The organism is Glutamicibacter sp. MNS18, assembly GCF_026107515.2.
Classification (GTDB): domain Bacteria; phylum Actinomycetota; class Actinomycetes; order Actinomycetales; family Micrococcaceae; genus Glutamicibacter.
Genome location: NZ_JAPCHW010000001.1, coordinates 269,008 through 289,587, shown reverse-complemented (window position 1 = coordinate 289,587; position 20,580 = coordinate 269,008). Strand labels below are relative to the sequence as shown.

Genomic DNA, 20,580 nt, shown 5'->3' with positions numbered 1-20,580 from the left:
CGGCTACCGATCATCCATCGCCAGCACCCTCATGAGATGAAGTCTGCCACCAAGGGAATCAGGAACATCCAGCGGGCAAAGACCTGCAACCGGGGTATCCCTCCGTCGCATTCCCACGGGCACTACGCCAACTAGGCACTCAGCATGCCTAGCAGCAGTACGAGCCACCAGCCCCACCGAATGTAGGTCCGCACCCGTTGAACGTTGGTGAAGAGAACCGAGCCATCAGCGGTACCGATTGTGGACGCTTACGACGACTGCCCATGACTCGGCGGCCCCTACGCCGCGCCCGCCGACTCAACTTTGAAATGCACCCGGTGAAACTGTCCATTACCCGAGTCGAGATCCCGGTAGGCTACGCAATAGGCTTTGAGCTGGAACACTTCAACCGCTTCCACGCCAATCAGATTTCCAGTCAAGAGGGGTAGCCCCTCGTTGGTTTCCTCTCCCGCGGTTCAAAGATCTCGAAGGGTCAACACGACGTATGAGCAGCGACAGGATTGATAATCTTTCTAGCGCACTAATGCAGCTGATGAACAACGACGATTTCAGATCCGCTGCGCTACCAAAGCCCAATTTTTGGAGCATCATTCATTACGGTGAAGCAAGCTACGAAAACCGTTATAACCGAGTATTCCGTTGGTTGCTCGATCCGACAGGCAATCACGGCCTTGGACCTCGGGTGGTGAACGGGCTCTTGAACGAACTCGACCCGCAGGGCCCCCACGTCGGTTCGATCCGCACACAGACTCATACAGAAACCGCTGTACCGCGATCTGATGTCCAGGGTTCAAAGTATGCCCTCAAGGGTCGGATCGACATTACCTTGAACGATCTAACCAACAAGGTCTATGTTGCTTTCGAGTGCAAGATGAAGAGCTCCCAGCACACTGAACAGCTGGGCCGGTATCGCACCTGGGTTCAGCAAGAGTACAGACACTACAACGCCAGATATTTTGTGTTTCTTACCGAACAGCAAGAGGTACCCGATGACGATTACGGATCGGTTTTCCCTGACGAATCATGGGTCAACGTCACTTTCGCTGAACTCGCGAGAATAATCGAGAACGCTGTTAAAGACGCTGGTACTTCGTGTGGTCGCGAAGCTCGGGCAATTATTGAACAATTCCTCACGGATCAACAACGACGCACGGCGTCGAAAATCGATGACTACGTTCATGCCCTGTACCACCAGGACGGAAAACCGCTTTTTGGCGATCTCTTGCTGCACGCGATTCGGAGTCTGGAGCGAGATGCGTCGGCCGTAGAGTCCTACGCAAAACTCAAGAAGATTCAGCTCAGTCCTTCAGCTGTGATCGAACCTTCGCAGGTGCATACTGCGCTAACCGCTGCGTTCGAACGGCTAGGCGGCACGAGTTCTGCGCTTGATAGCATTCTGCAGTTATGTTGGGATCTGCGGCCTGGCTTGCAAGACCATACCAAAAATTCTAAGACCGTAGAGATCATCAGGCAATTCGCAGCGTCCATCGCTGGAACGGAAGTGGAACCAGGCACTGAGTCCCTGGCAGCAGGACTTCCAGAGTTCTTCCACTCAGTGAAGCTCACCCAAGCGGGCCAAGCAGTGCACCTCACCCTGCATAACCAAGATGGAATCTACTTTGCCGGAAATAAGAGTGGGGTTGTCCCTTCGGTTCTGCACCATTACGCCGCGGGTGATCGTGAGTTCAAGGCCAACGGCTGCATCCTTAATCGAGCTAAAGTCAAAGAAGGCTTCGCGACCACCCATGATAGTTCCGGTGTAGTTCTCGCTGCAGCCTTCGTCAACTACTTGCGTGGGCAATCAGCCAACGATGGTCAATTGTGCGGTTGTGGTCGGCACTTCACTGGTCTTGTCCGCTAACCGTATTGTCTGGCAGGCGGGCGAACCCACCGCGGTGGATTCGATCAGTGGCTGGGAATTCCTATCCCGGACATTGCAGCATTAGCCGGCAGGTCCGGTGTCCCTCCCTGCACAGACGCTGTCCGGAAGCTGATTCCCTGTACATTTGTCTGGTCCACGGAACATGAACGATGGACCGAATTCAGGCTCGCACCTCACACCAACCGGCTACCCAGTCAATGCAAAACGCCCCGAACTCTTCTTTCGAAGTGTTCGGGGCGTTTTCAGCAATTCACGTTATCCGTGGAATCACCGCGAAGGACTACTTGGCCTTCTCGACGATTTCCACCAGACGCCAGCGCTTGTCTGCAGACAGCGGACGGGTCTCAGAGATAACAACCAAGTCGCCAATGCCGGCTTCGTTGTTCTCGTCGTGAGCCTTCACGTTCTTGTTGCGACGCATCACCTTGCCGTAGAGGGCGTGCTTCACACGGTCCTCCACGTCAACGACGATAGTCTTCTGCATCTTGTCGGAAACCACGTAACCACGGAGGGTCTTGCGGTCGTTACGCTCGGTAGCGTTATCCACACCGTTCTCCTTCTCGCTCATTACTTGGCTTCCTTGCCCTTCTTGGTCTCTTCAACCGGGACAACGACTTCCTGACGAATGCCCAGCTCGCGTTCGCGCAGCACAGTGTAAATGCGGGCGATATCGCGCTTGACGGCCTTCAGGTTGCCGTGAGTTTCCAACTGGCCGGTGGCCGACTGGAAACGGAGGTTGAACAGCTCAGCCTTGGCCTTCTTCAATTCCTCGTTCAGACGAGCATTGTCGTAGCCATCCAAAGCCTCAATGGTTAGGTCCTTTGAACCGATAGCCATTCCTATTCACCACCCTCACGACGCACGATGCGTGCCTTCAATGGCAGCTTGTGGATCGCCAGGCGCAGGGCCTCGCGAGCTACCTCTTCACTAACACCGGACAGTTCGAAAAGAACCCGCCCCGGCTTGACGTTCGAGATCCACCATTCCGGCGAACCCTTACCGGAACCCATGCGGGTTTCGGCAGGCTTCTTGGTCAGCGGACGGTCTGGGTAAATGTTGATCCAGACCTTACCGCCACGCTTGATGTGGCGGGTCATGGCGATACGAGCGGCTTCAATCTGACGGTTGGTCACGTAGGCCGGGGTCAGAGCCTGAATGCCGTATTCACCGAACGAAACGGTGGTTCCGCCCTTGGCAGCGCCCGAGCGACCCGGGTGGTGCTGCTTGCGGTACTTCACACGACGTGGGATAAGCATTTAAGCCTCTCCTCCTTCCGCACCGGTAGCCTGTGCGGCACCCTTGGGGCGGTCGTTGCGACGACGACGGTCGCCACCACGTGGACGGTCGTTGCCACCGCGGCCACCACGTGCCGGAGCGGCAGCGGCCTGCTGTGCAGCGAGTTCCTTGGCGGTTACGTCACCCTTGTAGATCCAGACCTTCACGCCGATACGGCCGAAGGTGGTCTTGGCTTCGAACTTGCCGAAGTCGATGTTCGCGCGCAGGGTGTGCAGCGGCACACGGCCTTCGCGGTAGAACTCCTTGCGCGACATTTCGGCGCCGCCCAAGCGACCCGAGCACTGCACGCGGATGCCCTTGGCACCTGCACGCATAGCCGACTGCATGGCCTTCTTCATCGCGCGGCGGAAAGCCACACGCGAAGCAAGCTGCTCGGCAATGCCCTGGGCAACCAGCTGGGCTTCGATGTCAGGGTTCTTGACCTCGAGGATGTTCAGCTGAACCTGCTTCTTGGTCAGCTTCTCCAGCTCACCGCGGATGCGATCGGCTTCGGCGCCTCGGCGACCGATGACGATGCCCGGGCGGGCGGTGTGGATATCCACACGCACACGGTCACGGGTACGTTCGATCTCGACGCGGGCGATGCCTGCGCGGTCCATGCCGGTGGACAGCAGTTCGCGGATCTTGATGTCTTCCTTGACAAAATCCTTGTAACGCTGACCTGGCTTGCTGCTATCGGCGAACCAGTGCGAAACGTGGTCAGTGGTGATGCCGAGACGGAATCCGTTCGGGTTTACCTTCTGTCCCATTTACTTTTCCCCACCCTTCTCCGGGGTTGAAACAACCACGGTGACGTGGCTGGTGCGCTTCTTGATCTGGAACGCGCGACCCTGAGCTCGCGGCTGGAACCGCTTCATGGTCGGTCCCTCGTCAACAAACGCTTCGCTGATGATCAGCTCGTCCTCATTGAATGCTTCACCTGCGCGGTCCGCGGCGACACGGGCGTTAGCCACTGCCGATGCGACAACCTTGTACACGGGCTCCGAAGCTGCCTGGGGGGCGAACTTCAGAATTGCCAGTGCCTCGTTGGTCTGCAGACCACGAACAAGGTTGACGACGCGCCGGGCCTTCATCGGCGTTACGCGGAGATGACGCGCAATTGCCTTGGCTTCCATTGCTTTCCTTCTCTCGTCTTTCGAAGAAGTGCTAAGCGACACTAGGTTCCCTTCCGGGCCTAGCGACGCTTGCCCTTCTTGTCGTCCTTCACGTGGCCACGGAACGTACGGGTTGGAGCAAACTCGCCGAGCTTGTGACCAACCATTGATTCGGTGACAAACACTGGAATGTGCTTGCGTCCGTCGTGTACGGCGATGGTATGTCCCAGCATGTCCGGGATAATCATCGAACGGCGGGACCACGTCTTGATGACGTTCTTGGTGCCCTTCTCGTTTTCAGCTTCGACCTTAAGGAAGAGGTGCTGATCGACGAAGGGGCCTTTCTTCAGGCTGCGTGGCATGTTTCCAGGCTCCTATCGCTTGTTCTTGCCGGTACGACGGCGACGCACAATAAGCTTGTCGCTTTCCTTGTTCGGACGGCGGGTACGTCCTTCACGCTTACCGTTGGGGTTGACCGGGTGACGACCACCGGAGGTCTTACCTTCACCACCACCGTGTGGGTGGTCGATCGGGTTCATGGCCACACCACGCACGGTCGGGCGAACGCCCTTCCAGCGCATACGGCCGGCCTTGCCCCAGTTGATGTTGATCTGCTCAGCGTTGCCCACTTCGCCGATGGTGGCGCGGCAGCGCACATCGACGTTGCGGATTTCGCCCGAAGGCAAACGCAGCTGGGCGTAGCGGCCTTCACGGGCCACCAACTGGATCGATGCACCGGCCGAGCGGGCCATCTTGGCGCCGCCACCTGGGCGGAGCTCCACTGCGTGGATCACGGAACCAACCGGGATGTTACGCAGCGGCAGGTTGTTACCTGGCTTGATGTCGGCGTTCGGACCGGCCTCAACGGTGTCACCCTGGTTGAGGTTGTTCGGTGCGATGATGTAGCGCTTGGTGCCATCCACATAGTGCAGCAGGGCGATCCGGGCGGTACGGTTCGGGTCGTACTCGATGTGAGCGACCTTCGCCGGAACGCCGTCCTTGTCATGACGACGGAAGTCGATCAGACGGTAGGCGCGCTTGTGTCCGCCACCCTTGTGTCGGGTGGTGATCTTACCGGAGTTGTTACGGCCACCAGTCTTGGACAGTGGACGTACCAACGACTTTTCCGGAGTCGATCGGGTGATTTCTGCGAAGTCGGCTACCGACGAGCCGCGAAGGCCCGGGGTAGTCGGCTTGTACTTACGAATTCCCATTATTCTTATTCCTCGTTAAAGTGGTCTCCGCTTAGGAAAGCGGACCGCCGAAGATGTCAATCGAGCCGTCCTTCAGGGTGATGATGGCGCGCTTGGTGCTCTTGCGCGATCCCCACCCGAACTTGGTGCGCTTACGCTTACCAGGCCGATTGATGGTGTTCACGGAATCAACCTTCACCTTGAAGATAGCTTCAACGGCGTTCTTGATTTCCGTCTTGTTCGAACGTGGGTCAACCAGGAAGGTGTACTTACCTTCGTCGATCAGACCGTAGCTCTTTTCCGAAACGACTGGTGCGATGACCACATCGTGCGGAGCCTTTGAGAATGCGCTCACTTGGCTTCCTCCTTCTGGACCAGGGCGTCAAATGCAGCCTTGGTGAAGACCACGTCGTCCGAGACCAGAACATCGTAGGTGTTCAGCTGGTCAACGTACAGGGCGTGAACCTCAACGAGGTTACGAACCGACAGTGCGGCAACGTCGTTGGCGCGATCGATCACCAGCAGGATGTTCTTGCGCTCGGTGAGCGAACGCAGGGTAGCCAGTGCTTCCTTGGTCGACGGGGTTTCACCGGCAACCACGTTCTCGATCACGTGGACGCGATCGAAGCGTGCGCGATCAGACAGGGCGCCGCGCAGTGCAGCAGCCTTCATCTTCTTCGGGGTACGCTGCGAGTAGTCACGCGGGGTCGGTCCGTGGACAATGCCACCGCCGGTCATCTGTGGTTCGCGGATCGAGCCCTGACGGGCGCGGCCGGTCCCCTTCTGCTTGAACGGCTTACGGCCGGCACCGGAAACTTCGGCGCGGGACTTGACCTTGTGAGTGCCCTGACGAGCAGCGGCCAGCTGTGCAACAACAACCTGGTGCAGCAGCGGAACGTTGGTCTGGACGTCGAAGATCTCTGCAGGCAGGTCTACCTTAAGTACCTTGGACATGGGGTTATGCTCCCTTCACGGCGGTGCGTACAAGTACGACGCGGCCGCGGGCGCCTGGAACGGCACCCTTGATCAGCAGGAGGTTCTTCTCAGCGTCAATGGCGTGAACGGTCAGGTTCTGCGTGGTAACACGCTCTGCGCCCATGCGACCGGCCATCTTCTGTCCACGGAAAACGCGACCTGGGGTCGATGCGCCGCCGATGGAACCTGGCTTGCGGTGGTTCTTGTGAGCACCGTGGGACGCCGGGGCACCGCCGAAGTTGTGACGCTTCATGGTACCGGCGAAGCCCTTGCCCTTGGAGGTGCCAACGACGTCGACCTTCTGGCCGGCTTCGAAGATCTCGACAGACAGTTCCTGGCCTGCAGCGTATTCGGCTGCATCCTCGGTGCGCAGTTCTACCAGGTGGCGACGGGGGGTCACACCAGCAGTCTCGAAGTGGCCAGCCAGCGGCTTGGTCACCTTGCGAGGATCGATCTGGCCGTAGCCGATCTGGACTGCGGTGTAGCCATCACGGTCAGCGTTGCGCAGCTGGGTGACAACGTTGCTGTCAGCCTGGACCACGGTCACTGGGATCAGGTTGTTGTTCTCGTCCCAAACCTGGGTCATGCCGAGCTTCGTGCCCAGCAGGCCCTTGACAATACGGGTTGCGGTCATAGTTCTCTCAGCACCTCCCCTAGAGCTTGATTTCGATGTTGACATCCGCTGGCAGGTCAAGACGCATCAGCGAGTCAACGGCCTTCGGGGTCGGATCGACAATGTCGATCAGACGCTTGTGCGTGCGCATTTCGAAGTGCTCACGGCTGTCCTTGTACTTGTGTGGCGAACGGATAACGCAGTACACGTTCTTTTCCGTTGGCAGCGGCACTGGGCCGACCACGGTTGCGCCTGCGCGCGTTACCGTCTCAACGATTTTCCGTGCTGAAACGTCAATGACCTCGTGGTCATACGACTTCAGCCGGATGCGGATCTTCTGTCCCGCCATGGCGTCACGCCTCTTTCTGATAGCACTATCTACGATTACTGTGCCTATACGGGTCCTGGTGGACCGGCACGCCTAACACTGCGACTGAATCCGGATCAGATCCGGGTTCCTCACCCACAGGCGGCTCCGACCCCCGCGGTCGGGCGTGTCGTGCAAATTTTTGTCACGACCGTCCCCTCGACGTTCACACGAAGTGCGGGAATCCAATTCATCCGAAGCTGTCGTATCGTTCCCGAGCCCCAGGCATTATCCTGGGTGAGTGCCGATCCCTGTCGTCCGGAATCTGTTTCTGCTCTTTCGAGCATGCGGCTGCAATGAAGCAACTTATCTAGTGTGACAGGTAAACCCCTGCACGCGCAAATCTTTTGGGTGTGCAAACGGTGGTGATCTTCGACTCAGCACCGGCCGGTGTGGCCGAAGATCACCGGTTGCGCTCACTTCGGGGTCTTTTCCACCTTCAGCAGTTTCACTACGGCCAGCACGATCAGCCCGGCCGCAAGGAAGGCCAGCAGCAGGAAGGCATAGTTGCGCAGAAACCACAGCACGGCCGCGGTGATGGCGATTGCCGCCCACCAGATGAACAGCTTCTGCCCGCGGACCAGCCCGAAGGCCAGCAATCCGGCAAAGAAGACCAACACCAGCATCTGCACGACGGCCCCGGCATCGGCGATCGTTGCCAGCTCGGCGGCACTGGCGAGCACCGCAGCGGCGACCATCCAGCCGGTCGTCAGCCCGCTACCCGTTTTCAGGTGCCGCACCGCGATGCCCGCGGCCACGGCCGCCAGGTAGAGGATCGCGGAGCTGGCGGCCGGTTCCCTCTCCAGCACCGTGTAGCTGCGCAAGACCAGCAGGGAAGTGATAACCAGTAACACGTCGGTGCCATGAGGCGCCCAGGCCCGCGGCAGCTCGTGCAGCCGTACAACCAGCAGTGCCAGCAGCAGCACCCCCGCTCCCCCGAGAACGGGAAGGTAGCCGGAGTGCAACAGGTGTGCGGTGGCCCCGGCCAGTGCGCCGGCGAACAGCATTGCGGCGTAGTAGATCCGCGCGGCCTGCCCTACCGCGTGCGGGCTCGTGGTCAACGCCAACGGATACCCCGGCAGCGGTTCGGTGAACCTGCCGTGCAGCAGCGAGACAACCAACAGTGCCAGTGCTCCAGCCAGCATGGACCAACTCAGATCCAGGGAACGGTCCGGACCCAGTGGCCCGTGGGCCGAAAGGGTCCGCCAGCCGGTGTACGCGGCCGCCAGCAGCAATCCTGCTGCGGGCACCGCCGACCAGGCCAGTGAGCGGGTGTGGACCAGCAGCGCGCAGCATACCGCAGCCAGCAACAGGACGAAGGCCAACCAACCCTGGCTGGACTGGTAACCGATGAGCACCGCCCAGGGCACCGACAGCGCCACCAGTTGCAGCTGCCGGTGACTGGTCCGGTTCCGGCGCAGGTATTCACCGCCGGCGGCGGCAACCAGCTGGAGAACCAGCAGCCACAGCACCGTGCTCTCGCCCCACAACGGGGAGCGGATCCAGCCGGTGCCCGGGTTCATCGAAGCTGCCGGAACCATCGCCAGCGCGACACCGCCGAGCACTGCCGGAAGCAACAGCCATTGCCGGTAGGTCTTGGCTGCCAGGGCACGGTGTGCCAGCAGGCCGTAGCCGATCCATGAGGCCAGCCCCAGCAGCACAGTGCCGCGATCCGCCCAGCGAAGCTCCAGCGCGTAACCGGCCAGTAGCAGCGGTACCAGACCCAGCAAGCCCAGGGTGATGGCTTCCAGTTCCCTGCCCGGACCCCGGGCACCGCGCAGGGCGGGCAGCAAGCGGGTGCCCTGTGGAAGCAGAAGGCTGAGCAGCAGCACCGCGAGTTGCCCGTGGACATCCAGGGCGAACTGGTGAACCGTCCACCAGATGGCACCGGTGAAATGCACCTGCGCCACCGCGGCATAGGCGATCTTCCACCGGCCATCATCCACCCGTGGAAGCGCTACAGCCAGGAACGCCAGATTCAGCGCGGCCACCACCGCTGCCAGCCACCAGTAGTCGGTGCGCAAGGCCAGCAGGAAGAACACCAGCAGCGTGGCCAGTACCGCCAGCCGCAGGTAGTGATCGACCCCCTTCCCGGCACCGTACTCGTGGTGCCACCCGGTATAGGCCACCGCCAGGACCCCACCGATCAGGATCAGCACACCCCAGAGAGCGGAGCCCAGGGTCAGGAACGAGTCGCCGGGGTGGAGGAACATGGCATCAGCCCGGGTGACCGCGGCCAGCAACAGCAGCAGCACAAAGCCCGCACCCACCCGTCCCAGCAGATGGTGGCGGGCCGGCCCGGGCTTCAGTTCCCGGCGCAGCACTGCGGCAGTGCGTACCAGCATCAGGCAGGCCACCGCCCAGAGACCGACCAGCCCGGGAAGCAGCAACCGCTGGTCGGCTCCCCCGGCCAGGACATGCACGCTCTGCCCCAGCTTCATGCCGATGACCAGCAGCAGCACCCAGCGCATGGCGGCTGCGGCGCGTGCCAGGGTTTCCGGGGGTCTGCGGCAAACCAGGCCCAGACCCGCCACGGCCAGGAGCAGCGCGGGCAGCGGACGCCACCAGGTCTCCACGGTTTCCAGGTTGGCCGTCCCCGCCAAAACCAGTAGCACCAGCGGTTCGAGCCGGCCTCCGGTACTCGAAACCCAGATCAGCACCCCCATCAGCGCCGGAATCAGTAGCAGGGTCACCCACCAGGTTCCTGGCATACCTGCCCCATCGCGCAGGTACAGGCCCGCGGTGAGGAGCACGCCAAGGGCCCAGAGGATGCCGCGTTCGCTTTGGCTCCAGACCATACCCACCGAGAACAACCGCCGGTAGCGTTCACCGGATCGGGTGAGCACTGCAGCCTGTCCGACCAGTACCAGGATGATCACCACAACGGCTGGTTCCACTGCCAGATCGAGGTACGCCATCGCGGCCACCAGAGCCAGCACGAAGAACAAGCGCGCCGCGGCGAAATGCAGGGCCCGCCGCCGGGTGTGCAACCGCGTGGCCAGCAGGTAGTGGGCGCTGAGCAGCAGGAAGATCCAGAAGGCATCCCGCGCGCCCAGTTCGAAGATCATCACCATGGCGGCAAGGAAGACCAGCGGCGGCAGCACGGTGATGCTGGCGGCCATCGCGGTGTGGAACAAGGATTGGCGCACCCTGCCACTGCGTACGATCAGCAGTTGCAACAGGACCGAAAGCCCCAGCAGGGCCACCAGGTAGGTGAGCACTCCTTGTTGCAGGGCGGCCGCCGAGGACATGGCCGTGGAAATCAGGATCAGTATCGCCAGCCAGGCCAGTACACGTGAGCGCAACGCGATGGTGGCGTAGCCGAAGGCCAGCGTGGCCAGCAATGAGAAAATCCACCAGGTCCCGGCCCCTGAAATCCCCAGGGTATTGTAGGTGGCGATCGCGCACAGCGGAAGCAGCGCCAGCCCGGTTCCGGTGAAGGCCGCGGCGGCCGGTTGCAGGGTGTGCTTGACCCGGTGGACGACCAGCCCGGCGGCATAGAAGCTGGCGGCCACCAGGCACAGGCCGACCAGTTTGGCCACCGGTGCCAGGGCGAAGCTGAGGAACAATGCCCCGGCGGCCACGAGCAGCAGTGCCGCCACGTACAGGGTGATGTTGATATTGCGCAGTTCACGCTCACGGGGTGTCAGATCCGGCTTCAGGTGTCCCACCGGTTCACGCCAGCCGGTGTCCACGGTCCCGGTTCCCTGCTGTTCGGAGGACTGCGGACCCCTCATGAAGGGCAACCCCGCCGGTGCTGGAGTGCCCGGCGGTACGGTTGACACAGCGGACGGCACATCGACCGGTTGGTCCCTGTCCTGCAGGTCGGCGGTGGAGGGCGGGGCATCCGGTGGCGGCTGGCTGGCTGGCGCCGGCTCCACACCGGGTGCCTGGCCTGGTGGCGCTGCCTGCGAACCCGCCATCCGTGATGTCCAGTACTCGGTGGAGCTGTCGTATCCCCGCTGCCAGGCCTGGCCCAGGAGCGTTGCATTGGTTGCGTCCTTGCGTCCGCGGCGTACCCCGATGAGGTAGCCCACGATCGCGGTGAGCAGACCCAAGACGATATAGCCCACGTTTCCCCCTTGTCCCCGGCGTGCGTGCCAGCAGGCCCGCCGCCACATCACGACTAATTAAACCAGCTTCTAGATTTATCGTGGGGGTTTGCGACGTGGCGCGGGCATAAAAAATTCCCCGGGGGTTCTGATGAACCCACGGGGAATTTTTTGCGCTTAGGCCCTTAGGCCCGGATCAGTAAGTCGGACTTACTTGTTGATCTTGGTGACGCGGCCCGAACCAACGGTGCGGCCGCCTTCACGGATAGCGAAGCCGAGGCCTTCTTCCATGGCGATTGGCTGGATCAGCTCAACCGACATTTCGGTGTTGTCGCCTGGCATGACCATCTCGGTGCCTTCTGGCAGAGTGATAACGCCGGTGACGTCGGTGGTGCGGAAGTAGAACTGCGGACGGTAGTTCGAGTAGAACGGGTTGTGGCGGCCGCCTTCATCCTTGGACAGGATGTAGACGTTGGCCTCGAAGTTGGTGTGCGGGGTGATCGAACCCGGCGCAACAACAACCTGACCACGCTCTACGTCTTCGCGCTTCAGACCGCGAAGCAGCAGACCACAGTTCTCGCCTGCCCATGCTTCGTCGAGCTGCTTGTGGAACATCTCGATACCGGTAACGGTGGTCTTCTGGATCGGGCGGATGCCAACGATCTCGACTTCCGAGTTGATGGCCAGGGTGCCACGCTCGGCACGACCGGTCACCACGGTACCGCGACCGGTGATGGTGAAGACATCTTCGATCGGCATCAGGAACGGCTTGTCACGGTCACGCACTGGATCCGGGATGAAGCTGTCAACAGCGTCCATCAGTTCCTCAACGGCCTTGGTCCACACCGGGTCGCCTTCCAGGGCCTTCAGGCCGGAAACGCGGACAACCGGAGCGTCGTCACCGTCGAAGCCCTGGGCCGACAGAAGTTCGCGAACTTCCATCTCCACGAGCTCGAGCAGTTCCTCGTCCTCGACCATGTCGGACTTGTTCAGTGCGACCAGCAGGGTCGGGACACCAACCTGGCGAGCCAGCAGAACGTGCTCGCGGGTCTGGGCCATAGGACCGTCGGTTGCGGCAACCACCAGGATTGCGCCGTCCATCTGGGCGGCACCGGTGATCATGTTCTTCACGTAGTCAGCGTGGCCTGGGGCGTCAACGTGTGCGTAGTGACGCTTTTCGGTCTGGTACTCAACATGCGAGATGTTGATGGTGATACCGCGCTGGCGCTCTTCCGGTGCCGAGTCTACCGATGCGAAGTCGCGCTGCTCGTTCACGTCCGGGTACTTGTCAGCCAGCACCTTGGAGATGGCGGCAGTCAACGTGGTCTTACCGTGGTCAACGTGACCAATGGTGCCGATGTTGACGTGCGGCTTAGTCCGCTCGAACTTTGCCTTTGCCACAGGTTCCTCCTAGAAACATTTACAGAAGACATTCTTCGTCTGCGCGTTTCGCAAACGAACTGGAATCAGTCTACTGGGGGCATGGATAAAAATGAAAATTTCGGTCCTCTGCGGGTCCCACATGTGGTGGATCCCTCGTTGGCCGTTTGCGAGGCCGGATTCAATGGCATTTGAAGCCGGCCTCGCGATCGGCCACTCCCCCACACGGGCGGGGTCACGGCCAAGTGTTGCAGCCTCAGGCGATTACTCGCCGCGGGCCTTCTGAATGATCTCGTCGGCAACAACCTTCGGGACTTCAGCATAGGTGGAGAAGGTCATCGAGTACACCGCACGACCCTGGGTCTTCGAACGCAGGTCACCAATGTAACCGAACATCTCAGACAGCGGGACAGCAGCGCGGATGACCTTGACACCCGCAGCGTCGGACATTTCCTGGATCGAGCCACGGCGGGAGTTCAGGTCGCCGATAACGTCGCCCATGTACTCTTCCGGGGTACGAACCTCAACGGCCATCACTGGTTCAAGCAGGATCGGGTTGGCGCGACGTGCACCTTCCTTGAAGACCTGCGAGCCGGCGATCTTGAACGCCATTTCCGAGGAGTCGACGTCGTGGTAGGCACCATCGAGGAGGGTGGCCTTCACGCCGACCATCGGGTAACCGGCCAGGATACCGAACTGCATGGCGTCCTGGATACCGGCATCCACCGAAGGGATGTATTCACGAGGCACACGACCACCGGTGACGGCGTTCTTGAACTCGTAGACGACCCCGTCGACAACCTCGAGAGGTTCGAAGGAAACCTGGACCTTTGCGAACTGGCCCGAACCACCGGTCTGCTTCTTGTGGGTGAAGTCGACCTTCTCCGCAGCCTTCTTGATGGTTTCGCGGTAGGCAACCTGAGGCTTGCCGACGTTGGCTTCCACGCGGAATTCGCGCTTCATGCGGTCCACCAGGATATCCAGGTGGAGTTCGCCCATGCCGCCGATTTCGGTCTGGCCGGTTTCCTCGTTCTGCGAGACGGTGAAGGTTGGATCCTCCGCCGACAGCTTCTGGATAGCGGTCGACAGCTTTTCCTGGTCACCCTTGGTCTTCGGTTCGATGGCCACGAAGATCACCGGATCCGGGAAGCTCATCGATTCAAGGACGATCGGGTTGGCCGGATCGCACAGGGTGTCACCGGTGGTGGTGTCCTTCAGGCCAATCACGGCGTAGATGTGACCCGCGTGGATCTCATCAACCGGGTTCTCCTTGTTGGAGTGCATCTGGAACAGCTTGCCAACGCGCTCACGCTTCTGCTTGGTCGAGTTCAGCAGCTGTGCACCGGAGGAAACCTTGCCGGAGTACACGCGGATGAAGTTCAACTGGCCGAAGAACGGGTGGGCAGCGATCTTGAATGCCAGAGCGGAGAACGGCGCGTCCTCGCTTGGTTCGCGGGTCAGCTCGATCTCTTCGTTCTTCGGATCGTGACCGGTCATCGCGCCAACATCCAACGGGGTTGGAAGGTAGTCGATGACAGCATCCAGCATCGGCTGGACGCCGCGGTTCTTGAAGGCCGAACCACAGAAGACCGGGTAGGCTTCGCCGTTGACGGTCAGGGCACGGATACCGGCCTTGATTTCCTCAACGCTCAGCTCTTCGCCTTCGAGGTACTTCTCCATCAGTTCCTCGGAAGCCTCGGCCACGTCCTCGACGAGCTTGGCGCGGTATTCCTCGGCCTTTTCCTGCAGATCCGCAGGGATCTCCTGGACCTCGTAGTTGGCACCCATGGTGACGTCGCCCTTGGCGTCGCCTTCCCAGACGAGTGCCTTCATGGTCAGCAGATCCACAACACCAACGAAGTCGGACTCGGAGCCGATCGGCAGCTGCATAACCAGCGGCTTGGCACCCAGACGGTTGATGATGGTGTCTACGGTGAAGTAGAAGTCTGCGCCCATCTTGTCCATCTTGTTGACGAAGCAGATACGCGGAACGTTGTACTTGTCGGCCTGGCGCCACACAGTCTCGGACTGCGGCTCCACGCCTTCCTTGCCGTCGAACACCGCAACGGCGCCGTCAAGCACGCGCAGCGAGCGCTCCACCTCAACGGTGAAGTCAACGTGGCCCGGGGTATCGATGATGTTGATCTGGTTCTTGTTCCAGAAGCAGGTCACGGCCGCGGAGGTAATGGTGATACCGCGTTCCTTTTCCTGTTCCATCCAGTCGGTGGTCGACGCACCATCGTGGGTCTCACCGAGCTTGTGGTTCACACCCGTGTAGAACAGGATGCGCTCCGTAGTAGTGGTCTTACCGGCATCAATGTGAGCCATGATGCCGATATTGCGGACCTTGTTCAGGTCAGTAAGCACGTCCTGTGCCACGTTGTCTCCCTAAAAGGTGAGGCAAGGAACTACCGGCGTCGGTTGACGCCCGGCAGCCCCAAGCGTTTCTTACCAGCGGTAGTGGGCGAAGGCCTTGTTGGACTCGGCCATCTTGTGAGTGTCTTCGCGACGCTTCACAGCGGCACCCAGACCGTTCGAGGCGTCCAGGATCTCGTTCATCAGACGCTCGATCATGGTCTTCTCACGGCGGGCCTTGGAGTAGCCAACCAGCCAGCGCAGGGCCAGCGCGGTAGCGCGACCCGGCTTGACCTCTACCGGAACCTGGTAGGTTGCGCCACCCACGCGGCGGGAGCGAACCTCAAGTGCCGGACGGATGTTGTCCATGGCCTTCTTCAAGGTCGATACGGCGTCGGTACCCGACTTCGCGGCGGCACCTTCCAGTGCACCGTAGACGATACGCTCGGCGGTGGACTTCTTGCCACCAACCAGTACCTTGTTGATCAGCTGGGTGACCAACGGCGAGTCGTATACCGGATCAGAAACCAGTGGGCGCTTCGGCGCCGGACCCTTACGCGGCATTACTTACCATCCTTCTTTGCGCCGTAGCGGGAGCGAGCCTGCTTACGATCCTTGACACCCTGGGTATCCAGCGCACCACGAACAATCTTGTAGCGGACACCTGGCAGGTCCTTCACACGACCACCGCGCACCAGCACGATGGAGTGTTCCTGCAAGTTGTGGCCGACACCTGGGATGTAGGCGGTCACTTCGACACCACCGGAAAGGCGCACACGTGCAACCTTACGCAGAGCGGAGTTTGGCTTCTTCGGGGTGGTGGTGTACACACGGGTGCACACCCCACGACGCATTGGGTTGCCGCGCAGTGCAGGGGCCTTGCCCTTGTTTACCTGCGGCGTGCGGCCCTTGCGGACCAGCTGCTGAATAGTAGGCACTCTCGTGTCCTTCCAATTTTCTAAAATTCTTCGGCGCCGCCGCTCCATCCTGGGACGGTGACCGCTGCGCTATCTGCTCGTTCCATCGCGCACTGAGTCCAAAAGTCCCTAGGCGTGCGAAAGTGTGGCATTCGCTGCGCAACTTACCCGCAACCCGGACCGCGTCCATTTTGCCACACATAAAACAATTGATTCGAGTCTAGCATTAATCCTGCCAGCCCTGTAAATTCACCGCTCTACGCTGCCTGGCTACTAGATTAAGCGGGCCGAGTGAACATCGACCACTAGTCAGACAGATATCCGCTGAACTTTTCCTTGCTTCCATCGTTGCACGCCCACCGGCACCCCGCAACGCGAGTTGGGTCACGTACGCTGCCCTGCCCCGTCAGCAGAATAGTCGATTTATCTGTCAATGACTTAATGACTAGTCGTTTGTGTGAATGCTATTTTGGCAGGTTAACGACGAGACAGCCCGTCCCCCGTGGCCTGGCGGCGGTGGGGAACGGGCTGTCTACTGGGCTAGGACGGTGTCCAGGCTACCGGTTTAGCGGAAGTCCTGGCCGGTGTCGTAGTCGTCCATCGAGATGGCCTGGAATTCCGGGGACAGTCCCCCCTCCAGCCCATCGTCGTACAGGCCCGAGGAGAACGCCGAGGAACCGGTGAACAACGTGGCCTTGGCCTCGTCGGTCGGTTCAACGCTGACCTGGGTGTAGCGGTCCAGGCCGGTGCCGGCCGGGATCAGCTTACCGATGATCACGTTTTCCTTCAGACCCAGCAACGGATCGGACTTGCCTTCCATGGCGGCCTGGGTCAGTACGCGGGTGGTCTCCTGGAAGGAGGCCGCGGACAGCCACGAGTCGGTCGCCAAGGAGGCCTTGGTGATACCCATCAGCTCGTCACGGCCGGCTGCCGGACGCTTGCCTTCGGCCACGGCCTTGCGGTTCGCGGCGGTGAAGCGTGCCCGGTCGGAGAGCACACCCGGCAGCAGTTCGGTTTCACCGGACTCGATGACGGTGATGCGACGCAGCATCTGGCGGACGATGACTTCCACGTGCTTGTCGTGGATGCCCACACCCTGGGACTGGTACACGTCCTGGACCTCGCGGACCAGGAACTTCTGTGCCTCACGCGGCCCGAGGACTCGAAGAACCTGCTTCGGGTCCAGGGTACCGGCGGTCAGCTGGGTACCGGCCTGGACATGCTGGCCGTCCTCCACCTCAAGGCGGGCACGACGCAGGATCGGGTAGGCCTGCTTCTCGTCGCCGTTGTCCGGGGTGATCACCACGCGCAACTGCTTCTCGTCGTCCTCGATGGAGATGCGTCCGGAGACCTCTGCCATCGGGGCCACACCCTTGGGGGTACGGGCCTCGAAGAGCTCCTGGATACGGGGCAGACCCTGGGTGATGTCGTCGGCCGAGGCCACGCCACCGGTGTGGAAGGTACGCATGGTCAGCTGGGTACCGGGTTCACCGATGGACTGTGCGGCGATAATGCCCACGGCCTCGCCGATGTCCACGGTCTTGCCGGTGGCCAGCGAACGGCCGTAGCACAGTGCACAGGTTCCCACGGCCGAATCGCAGGTCAGTACCGAGCGGACGCGGATCTCGTCCACGCCAGCGGCGTACAGCTGGTCGATCAGCACATCGCCCACATCCGAACCGGCTTCGGCCAGTACGTTGCCTGCGGCGTCCTTGACGTCGGTGGCCAGCGTACGGGTGTAGGCCGAGTTCTCCACGGTGTCGTGCAGCTTGCGGAATCCGGAGATGTCCTCGGCAATCGGCACGGTGAGCCCGCGACGGGTGCCGCAGTCGTCCTCGCGGACGATGACATCCTGGGACACGTCCACCAGACGACGGGTCAGGTAACCCGAGTTGGCGGTCTTCAGCGCGGTATCGGCCAGGCCCTTACGGGCACCGTGGGTCGCGATGAAGTATTCCAGGACCGACAGGCCCTCACGGTAGGAGGACTTGATCGGGCGTGGGATGATCTCGCCCTTCGGGTTGGACACCAGACCACGGATACCGGCGATCTGGCGCAATTGCAGGTAGTTACCACGGGCCTTGGAGGTCACCATGCGGTTAATGGTGTTCAGCTCCTCCATGCCGTTCTTCATCGCCTCGGCAACCTCGTCGGTGGCCTTGGTCCAGATGTCGATCAGGTCCTGGCGGCGTTCGGTATCGGCAATCAGGCCCTTGTCATAGGAAGCCTGGACCTTGGCGGCACGCTCCTCGTAGGGGGCCAGGATGGCGGCCTTGTCCATATTCGAGGTGATATCCGAGATCGCCACGGTCACGCCCGAGCGGGTTGCCCAGTGGAAACCGGCATCCTTCAGGTTGTCCAGGGTGTTGGCCACCACGACCTTCGGGTAACGCTCCGCCAGATCGTTGACGATCTCGGACAGTGCGTCCTTGCCGGCCACCTTGGCAACCCACGGGTAATCCGCGGGCAGGGTGTCGTTGAACAGCACCTGGCCCAGCGAGGACTCGATCAGCGCGTCGGTACCCGGCTCCCAGCCTTCCGGAGCAGGCTGCTCGGCGGAGGGAACGAAGTTCTCCACACGGATCCTGATCGGGGCGTTCAGGTGCAGTTCCCGGCGGTCCATGGCCATGATGGCCTCGGCGACCGAGGTGAACACGCGACCGGCGCCGATTTCGTTGGCACGCTTGGTGGTCAGGTGGTGCAGGCCGATGATCATATCCTGCGACGGCAGGGCAACCGGACGGCCATCGGACGGCTTCAGGATGTTGTGCGAGGACAACATCAGGATGCGCGCTTCGGCCTGGGCTTCGGGGCTCAGCGGCAGGTGCACTGCCATCTGGTCACCGTCGAAGTCGGCGTTGAACGCCGCACACACCAACGGGTGCAGCTGCAGGGCCTTGCCTTCGACCAGCTGGGGTTCGAAGGCCTGGATACCCAGGCGGTGCAGGGTTGGTGCGCGGTTGAGCAGTACCGGGTGCTCGGTGATGATCTCTTCGAGAACATCCCACACCTGTGGGCGGTAACGCTCGACCATCCGCTTGGCGCTCTTGATGTTCTGCGCGTGGTTCAGGTCAACCAGACGCTTCATCACGAACGGCTTGAACAGCTCCAGGGCCATCTGCTTGGGCAGACCGCACTGGTGCAGCTTCAGCTGCGGACCGACCACGATGACCGAACGGCCCGAGTAGTCAACACGCTTGCCCAGCAGGTTCTGGCGGAAACGACCCTGCTTGCCCTTGAGCATATCGCTCAGGGACTTCAGCGGGCGGTTACCCGGACCGGTGACCGGGCGGCCACGGCGTCCGTTGTCGAACAGCGAGTCAACCGCTTCCTGCAGCATGCGCTTTTCGTTGTTCACGATGATCTCGGGGGCACCGAGATCCAGCAGGCGCTTGAGGCGGTTGTTGCGGTTGATCACGCGACGGTACAGGTCGTTCAGGTCCGAGGTGGCGAAACGGCCACCGTCGAGCTGCACCATCGGGCGCAGCTCCGGCGGGATCACCGGAACGGCGTCAAGAACCATACCCTCTGGCGAGTTCTCGGTGGTCAGGAACGCGTTGACGACATTCAGGCGCTTGAGCGCACGGGTCTTCTTCTGTCCCTTGCCATTGTCGATGATCTGCTTGAGGTTCTCGGCCTCGGCAACCAGGTCGAAGTTCTGCAGGCGCTTCTGGATGGCTTCGGCACCCATCGAGCCCTCGAAGTACAGCCCGTACTTCTCGCGCATGATGCGGTACAGGCCCTCGTCACCTTCCAGGTCGGCGACCTTCAGGTTCTTGAAACGCTCCCAGACCGCACGCAGGCGCTCGGATTCGTTCTTGGCGCGCTTGTCGATCTGCAGCACGGTCTTCTCGGCGTTGGTGCGGGCCTTGTTCAGCTCCGCGCCCTTGGCGCCGCCTGCTTCCAGGCGCTCCAGTTCCGCTTCGAGGTCCTTGAGCACCGCACGCTTGTCGGCCTCGGCGTTGTTCGCCAGCTGGCGCAGCTCGAGGTCATGCTGTGCCTGCAGGTTCGGCATTTCCGCATGGCGACGCTCTTCGTTGACGCCGGTGATCATGTAGGCGGCGAAGTAGATGACCTTTTCCAGGTCCTTCGGTGCCAGGTCCAGCAGGTAGCCCAAGCGCGAGGGAACGCCCTTGAAGTACCAGATGTGGGTGACCGGGGCGGCCAGTTCGATGTGGCCCATGCGCTCACGGCGCACGTTGGCGCGGGTTACCTCGACGCCGCAACGTTCGCAGATGATGCCCTTGAAGCGTACGCGCTTGTACTTGCCGCAGTAGCATTCCCAGTCACGCGAGGGACCGAAGATCTTCTCGCAGAACAGGCCGTCCTTCTCGGGCTTCAGGGTGCGGTAGTTGATGGTTTCAGGCTTCTTGACCTCGCCGTAGCTCCAAGCGCGGATCTGTTCCGCGGTGGCAAGGGCAATGCGCATGAGTCCGAATGAGGAATCGCTGGACAT

Annotated in this window: 18 protein-coding genes; 1 reads left to right on the top strand and 17 read right to left on the bottom strand. The window is 61.2% G+C overall.

All coding sequences use genetic code 11. The annotated features are described in order from the left end of the window. Positions 1–484 precede the first annotated feature (484 nt). The gene (locus tag OK351_RS01380) at positions 485–1,861 is read left to right on the top strand and encodes a PD-(D/E)XK nuclease family protein (protein WP_265155540.1); all 1,377 of its coding nucleotides are present in this window, start codon (positions 485–487) and stop codon (positions 1,859–1,861) included. A gap of 301 nt (positions 1,862–2,162) precedes the next feature. Here the strand turns inward: OK351_RS01380 and rpsQ are convergent, their stop codons facing one another. The 17 genes from rpsQ to OK351_RS01295 all read right to left on the bottom strand — a co-directional run bounded on the left by rpsQ (position 2,163) and on the right by OK351_RS01295 (position 20,580). Next, positions 2,163–2,450 (bottom strand): 30S ribosomal protein S17, encoded by a 288-nt coding sequence (gene rpsQ, locus OK351_RS01375; RefSeq protein WP_265155539.1) that lies wholly within the window; start codon positions 2,448–2,450, stop codon positions 2,163–2,165. Next, positions 2,450–2,719 (bottom strand): 50S ribosomal protein L29, encoded by a 270-nt coding sequence (gene rpmC / locus OK351_RS01370; protein ID WP_054820636.1) that lies wholly within the window; start codon positions 2,717–2,719, stop codon positions 2,450–2,452. Before rpmC ends, rpsQ begins: the two co-directional genes overlap by 1 nt. Before the next feature lie 2 nt (positions 2,720–2,721). After that, on the bottom strand, positions 2,722–3,138 hold the full coding sequence (gene rplP, locus OK351_RS01365; RefSeq protein WP_265155538.1) for a 50S ribosomal protein L16: 417 nt from the start codon (positions 3,136–3,138) through the stop codon (positions 2,722–2,724). After that, on the bottom strand, positions 3,139–3,927 hold the full coding sequence (gene rpsC, locus OK351_RS01360; RefSeq protein ID WP_265155537.1) for a 30S ribosomal protein S3: 789 nt from the start codon (positions 3,925–3,927) through the stop codon (positions 3,139–3,141). Continuing rightward, positions 3,928–4,293 (bottom strand): 50S ribosomal protein L22, encoded by a 366-nt coding sequence (rplV, locus tag OK351_RS01355; protein ID WP_265155536.1) that lies wholly within the window; start codon positions 4,291–4,293, stop codon positions 3,928–3,930. Positions 4,294–4,352: 59 nt separating this feature from the next. Then, the gene (rpsS, locus tag OK351_RS01350; protein ID WP_265155535.1) at positions 4,353–4,634 is read right to left on the bottom strand and encodes a 30S ribosomal protein S19; all 282 of its coding nucleotides are present in this window, start codon (positions 4,632–4,634) and stop codon (positions 4,353–4,355) included. Positions 4,635–4,646: 12 nt separating this feature from the next. Then, positions 4,647–5,486 carry a 50S ribosomal protein L2 gene (rplB, locus tag OK351_RS01345; RefSeq protein ID WP_265155534.1) on the bottom strand — a complete coding sequence of 280 codons (840 nt, stop codon included), beginning with the start codon at positions 5,484–5,486 and terminating at the stop codon, positions 4,647–4,649. A 31-nt stretch (positions 5,487–5,517) separates the two neighbouring features. Continuing rightward, entirely contained in the window at positions 5,518–5,820 is a 303-nt protein-coding gene (gene rplW, locus OK351_RS01340; RefSeq protein ID WP_265155533.1) for a 50S ribosomal protein L23, read from the bottom strand. Further along, positions 5,817–6,419, bottom strand: a complete 603-nt coding sequence (gene rplD / locus OK351_RS01335) for a 50S ribosomal protein L4 (protein ID WP_265155532.1) — start codon at positions 6,417–6,419, stop codon at positions 5,817–5,819. Before rplD ends, rplW begins: the two co-directional genes overlap by 4 nt. A gap of 4 nt (positions 6,420–6,423) precedes the next feature. Beyond that, positions 6,424–7,074, bottom strand: a complete 651-nt coding sequence (gene rplC / locus OK351_RS01330; protein ID WP_265155531.1) for a 50S ribosomal protein L3 — start codon at positions 7,072–7,074, stop codon at positions 6,424–6,426. Between the two features lie 19 nt (positions 7,075–7,093). Beyond that, positions 7,094–7,402, bottom strand: a complete 309-nt coding sequence (rpsJ, locus tag OK351_RS01325) for a 30S ribosomal protein S10 (RefSeq protein ID WP_013349689.1) — start codon at positions 7,400–7,402, stop codon at positions 7,094–7,096. A gap of 434 nt (positions 7,403–7,836) precedes the next feature. Beyond that, positions 7,837–11,493 carry a hypothetical protein gene (locus tag OK351_RS01320; RefSeq protein ID WP_265155530.1) on the bottom strand — a complete coding sequence of 1,219 codons (3,657 nt, stop codon included), beginning with the start codon at positions 11,491–11,493 and terminating at the stop codon, positions 7,837–7,839. Positions 11,494–11,682: 189 nt separating this feature from the next. Then, positions 11,683–12,873 carry an elongation factor Tu gene (tuf, locus tag OK351_RS01315; protein ID WP_265155529.1) on the bottom strand — a complete coding sequence of 397 codons (1,191 nt, stop codon included), beginning with the start codon at positions 12,871–12,873 and terminating at the stop codon, positions 11,683–11,685. Positions 12,874–13,116: 243 nt separating this feature from the next. Next, the gene (gene fusA, locus OK351_RS01310; RefSeq protein WP_265155528.1) at positions 13,117–15,231 is read right to left on the bottom strand and encodes an elongation factor G; all 2,115 of its coding nucleotides are present in this window, start codon (positions 15,229–15,231) and stop codon (positions 13,117–13,119) included. 69 nt (positions 15,232–15,300) lie between these two features. Next, positions 15,301–15,771, bottom strand: a complete 471-nt coding sequence (rpsG, locus tag OK351_RS01305; protein WP_265155527.1) for a 30S ribosomal protein S7 — start codon at positions 15,769–15,771, stop codon at positions 15,301–15,303. Further along, the gene (gene rpsL / locus OK351_RS01300) at positions 15,771–16,145 is read right to left on the bottom strand and encodes a 30S ribosomal protein S12 (RefSeq protein WP_265155525.1); all 375 of its coding nucleotides are present in this window, start codon (positions 16,143–16,145) and stop codon (positions 15,771–15,773) included. Before rpsL ends, rpsG begins: the two co-directional genes overlap by 1 nt. A 544-nt stretch (positions 16,146–16,689) precedes the next feature. Next, positions 16,690–20,580, bottom strand: a complete 3,891-nt coding sequence (locus tag OK351_RS01295; protein WP_265155524.1) for a DNA-directed RNA polymerase subunit beta' — start codon at positions 20,578–20,580, stop codon at positions 16,690–16,692.

Coding starts and splice junctions, on each gene's coding strand:
- OK351_RS01380 (WP_265155540.1), top strand. CDS start 485: ATGAGCAGCGACAGGATTGATAATCTTTCTAGCGCACTAATGCAGCTG.
- rpsQ (WP_265155539.1), bottom strand. CDS start 2,450: ATGAGCGAGAAGGAGAACGGTGTGGATAACGCTACCGAGCGTAACGAC.
- rpmC (WP_054820636.1), bottom strand. CDS start 2,719: ATGGCTATCGGTTCAAAGGACCTAACCATTGAGGCTTTGGATGGCTAC.
- rplP (WP_265155538.1), bottom strand. CDS start 3,138: ATGCTTATCCCACGTCGTGTGAAGTACCGCAAGCAGCACCACCCGGGT.
- rpsC (WP_265155537.1), bottom strand. CDS start 3,927: ATGGGACAGAAGGTAAACCCGAACGGATTCCGTCTCGGCATCACCACT.
- rplV (WP_265155536.1), bottom strand. CDS start 4,293: ATGGAAGCCAAGGCAATTGCGCGTCATCTCCGCGTAACGCCGATGAAG.
- rpsS (WP_265155535.1), bottom strand. CDS start 4,634: ATGCCACGCAGCCTGAAGAAAGGCCCCTTCGTCGATCAGCACCTCTTC.
- rplB (WP_265155534.1), bottom strand. CDS start 5,486: ATGGGAATTCGTAAGTACAAGCCGACTACCCCGGGCCTTCGCGGCTCG.
- rplD (WP_265155532.1), bottom strand. CDS start 6,419: ATGTCCAAGGTACTTAAGGTAGACCTGCCTGCAGAGATCTTCGACGTC.
- rplC (WP_265155531.1), bottom strand. CDS start 7,074: ATGACCGCAACCCGTATTGTCAAGGGCCTGCTGGGCACGAAGCTCGGC.
- rpsJ (WP_013349689.1), bottom strand. CDS start 7,402: ATGGCGGGACAGAAGATCCGCATCCGGCTGAAGTCGTATGACCACGAG.
- rpsG (WP_265155527.1), bottom strand. CDS start 15,771: ATGCCGCGTAAGGGTCCGGCGCCGAAGCGCCCACTGGTTTCTGATCCG.
- OK351_RS01295 (WP_265155524.1), bottom strand. CDS start 20,580: ATGTCCAGCGATTCCTCATTCGGACTCATGCGCATTGCCCTTGCCACC.